This is a genomic window from Okeania sp. SIO2F4 (assembly GCF_010672385.1).
In the GTDB taxonomy this organism is placed as follows: domain Bacteria; phylum Cyanobacteriota; class Cyanobacteriia; order Cyanobacteriales; family Microcoleaceae; genus Trichodesmium.
The window spans coordinates 1-3,814 of record NZ_JAAHGT010000215.1; the positions used below are offsets into that span (position 1 = coordinate 1).

Sequence of the window (3,814 nt, forward strand, 5' to 3'; positions counted from 1 at the left end):
TAAATACCAGCAGCCTGTGAAACTTCAACCCAGCGAATAGTTTAGGATCAGTAGGAATGCTGGTGTCTTTAGACCGGGGAGGATGTCAATTTTGAGCTTTTCTGTCTAATCTCTACTATTGGGCAAGCGAGGTAATGGTGTTTCGTTGCCTGGTAACTGGGGAGTATTGGGAGATTTTCTCTCCTGTAGTTGGATTTGAGTTTGAGTTTGAGTTTGATTTTGATAATTAGTTTCTGTTTTTGGCTGACTATTGGGAATATTCTCCAATTTTTCTTGTTTGGTTACTTTTGCTTTGGCCAGAATATCTACTGCATCTGCTAAAGCATTTGTTAAACTTTTACGAGTATCTGCATGATTAGTTTGCTCTTGTTTAAGGGCTATAGTTAACTTTTGGACTTGTTCAACAGCACAATCGCGTTCTTGGATCGTCTCAATAATTTTGGCCTTAAATTCAGCCAAAGTTTGTAAATGTTCGATTTGCTCTTCAATAGTTGTTAAAGTTTCACCTCCATCGCCTTTAACAGAGGAAAAACCCTTTTGTAATTTCTGAAGTTTGGTCTTTAAGTTATCAATAATTTCTTGACTCTGTTGAGTTTCATTTCTTCGTTGTTGAGCTTCGGTATTGTAGAGTTGACGCCACTGAGAAGCACTATCTTGGGCTGCATTTAATTCTGTTTGTAGTTCAACTATTTTTTGTTGAAGAGCTTTGATTTCATTTAACCATGGGGTTATATCCTGAGTCATATCATATTTTAGATGATAGAGTGTCCATTTAATTGGGTTATGTTTCTGCTTGATGAAATTTACTCAAACTTACTCAAATCAAGATAATTGAATAGGTTTAATGTTGACTTCCTGTTTCATAGAATCCTTAACAGACTTGTTGTGAAGAGGTTTTGAATCTCCACAGGCTTTACTTTCCGACAAGCTATCGGTCGTTGAATATTTTTTGAGATTAATATTTGCGTTTAAGTCTCTATCAAAAGTTGAACTCCTAGCTATACTATAATATGGCCGACTTCAACTAAGTCTGTATATTTGATATACAAACTACAATTGTTATACTTTTCAGGTTAAGGAGTCCCACACTTTACTAGCAACTAAATTGATTATACCTTTGTTGCTAAGACTAAAATTTTTTAACATAAATATCTCAAATATCTTATACTAAATCCGGTTGACAGCTTATAGTTCTTTCTAATTTTGGTAAAAAGCTTTTACAGGAAGAGTTTTGGCGTTTACCAAAAAGCTCCTTTGAATAACAGATTTGCTATTAGTTTGTTCTTAGTTTCAAACTCCTAAATTTATCCCTAGGTTCTAACTTTAGATTGTTACTTTGTAATTTTGCCTTAAAGGAGGTAATTTACCTTGATAAGAGAGTAAGCACAAGTAAAGATTAAGGTGGCTAGAATGATTAATATTCGGTATATTCGGTGGGTTACGACGGACAGTTAAGAGTTTGGTGAGTAAGCATATCTATTATTATCTAACCCACCCTACTACAGGGTTTAATATTCCTTTAACAAACAGTCTCTAAAAAGTCCGAAAATTGCCTATTTAGAATTGTTAGTTTTAAGTTGTAGTATAAGCATTCAGTTATCAGCTATTGCCGAATGGAGCAGGTAAAAGCAACCCTTGAAATTGAGAGAGAATTAAAAGTTACTGCCAAAGTACGCTCCTTTAACTTTAGAATAAAAATTATTTATTATTTGCTGATAACGCAGTTTCTCTGTAAGAGGCTAGCTGATTGCTAAGAGCTGAATGCTTAGGTTATAGTTAGTTTATAAGTGATTCTTTACTACCAATAGCTAAGTACCTGTGCCAAATTAATTTAATATTTTTAAGGGAGTAGAGAATAGGGTAAAAAATATACTTGTATACTTTATCAGTAGAGCCAAAATAATTTGGCCTACTTACTTAAGTCAAGCATAAAATATACAATTAATTTTGCTGAAATAATTATATATATTACTTTTTAGTCAAAAGCCATGAGCTTTCTGAATTTTCTACGTCACTTTAATTCTGCAACATTGCGGGAAGTTTTAAACCGCGAAAATAGGCAGCGATTTTTAGATTTATTAACTCCAATTGCTCAAGGTGCGTATAGAGTTGTATTGGCAATACTAAAGTCGATAATTAAACATATACTAAGACGAATAATTCGCTTTTTTCAGTTCATTCTCCACCTGAATTTCCAGACTATTAAGGAAGTATTTATTTGTGCGGCAAAACAAAGATTACCAGGTTTATCAGCAGAGATGGCTTATAATGCTATGCTCGCTTTATTTCCTGCTTTATTAACAATAATCGCGGCAATTGGACTTTTTGACTCTTTAAGTTCAACCCTTTTAAAAATGGGAGGTTTACTAATAGATATACTGCCAAATCAAGTACAGTTTTTAATTAGCTGGGCTGTCGATGAAATTCAGAGTTCTCCCAACAAAGAAATATTCTCTTTTAGTTTTATTGGTTCGATTTGGATATTTTCTAGTGTACTTAGTTCTGCGATGGCAGCTCTCGATCAAATTCATCAAGTTCCGATTGAGAAAAAACGACCTTTTTGGAAAGCAAAATTAGTTTCTTTAGGGCTAACTATTGGGACTCTAATACTATTAATTATTGCTTCTGGCTTAGTATTAGTTAGCGACTTAATTGTAGATATGATTGCTCGGCAAAGTTGCTTATTAGAAACTCTAGAAACTTTGCCTAACTGCCCTCCCGATCAAGTTGCTAATTGTTTATTTCAAGAACCTGTTGATAATTGTGTTTTGAAGTCACAATTATTAGAAACTTGGAGTCAATTAAGATGGCCGATTACTTTAGGAATAGTATCAACAGCTTTTGCTTTTGTTTATCGTTTTGGTCCGAGTTGTAGAAGGAAAGGTACACCTATAATGCCTGGTGCAATTATTGCAGCATTAATGTGGGCAGGAGCTTCTAATTTATTTCGTTTATACGTTTTACATTTTGGCAACTATAACCGAACTTATGGAGCTATTGGTACTTTTATTATTTTATTATTATGGTTATATATTAGTTCATTGGTAGTTTTAATTGGGGCACAATTAAATGTAACAGTAGGTGAGGCAATGGCAAGGGAAAGCGAAGTTATGGAAGGGGAAAAAGAGTATTAGGAAATATGTTCAATAATTAATAATTAATAATTAATAATTAACAATTAATAATTACCTCTGCTTAAAAAGAAGAGGATGGCTTCAGAGAAACTTTTTTTATTTTTTTCTCCTTGAAAGAAGAGGCTTTAAACCTTAATTTTTCGGTAGAAAAATTGGAGTTAGCGTGGTCTTTGTAAGAGACTAATTACGCCAGTGGTTATGGATAAGAAAATTAGAAATAAAATCACTCCTCCTGGTAAAAATGCCAGAATTTTCCAACCTCTTAGGAGCCATATTATTAGAGTAATAATGGTGATAATGCCACAAATGTAAGAAAATTTGGGAATGAGAAAGTTATAATTTTTACTCACGAATTTTACCTTATATCTATATTTATTTGACTATCAAAAATATTGTCACTATTTTAGCTTAAGTAACTTAAGACCTATATAACCAATGATTATTTTTCCAGGTCCTAAATATTCAGAAAAATAAAGTCGCCAAGCACCAGGAGTCATCCGTAAATGCCAACTAAAAAGACGTGTTTTACCATCAGGACATTTAATAGTTAGTTGTTGTCTAAATTGTTCAATTCTTGAGTCACTTTCTGGGGTTGTTTTGCTTGGTAAAAGATTTGGATTAAAAATTCCTGTTTGCCAAGTTTGACAGTATTTTTCTAATTCCAATAATCGTTTCTTTAT

2 protein-coding genes and 1 pseudogene are annotated in these 3,814 nt (G+C 33.1%); 1 reads left to right on the forward strand and 2 read right to left on the reverse strand.

Annotated elements, in window-relative coordinates:
• Positions 1–105: 105 nt before the first annotated feature.
• Positions 106–744: a hypothetical protein gene (locus F6K22_RS15450; RefSeq protein WP_293099260.1), complete on the reverse strand. Its 639-nt coding sequence runs from the start codon at positions 742–744 to the stop codon at positions 106–108.
• A 1,244-nt stretch (positions 745–1,988) separates the two neighbouring features.
• Between F6K22_RS15450 and F6K22_RS15455 the strand changes: the two genes are divergently transcribed.
• Positions 1,989–3,134, forward strand: a complete 1,146-nt coding sequence (locus F6K22_RS15455; protein ID WP_293099262.1) for a YihY/virulence factor BrkB family protein — start codon at positions 1,989–1,991, stop codon at positions 3,132–3,134.
• Positions 3,135–3,532: 398 nt separating this feature from the next.
• Here the strand turns inward: F6K22_RS15455 and F6K22_RS15460 are convergent.
• Positions 3,533–3,814, reverse strand: a pseudogene (locus F6K22_RS15460) (hypothetical protein); the annotation flags it as partial.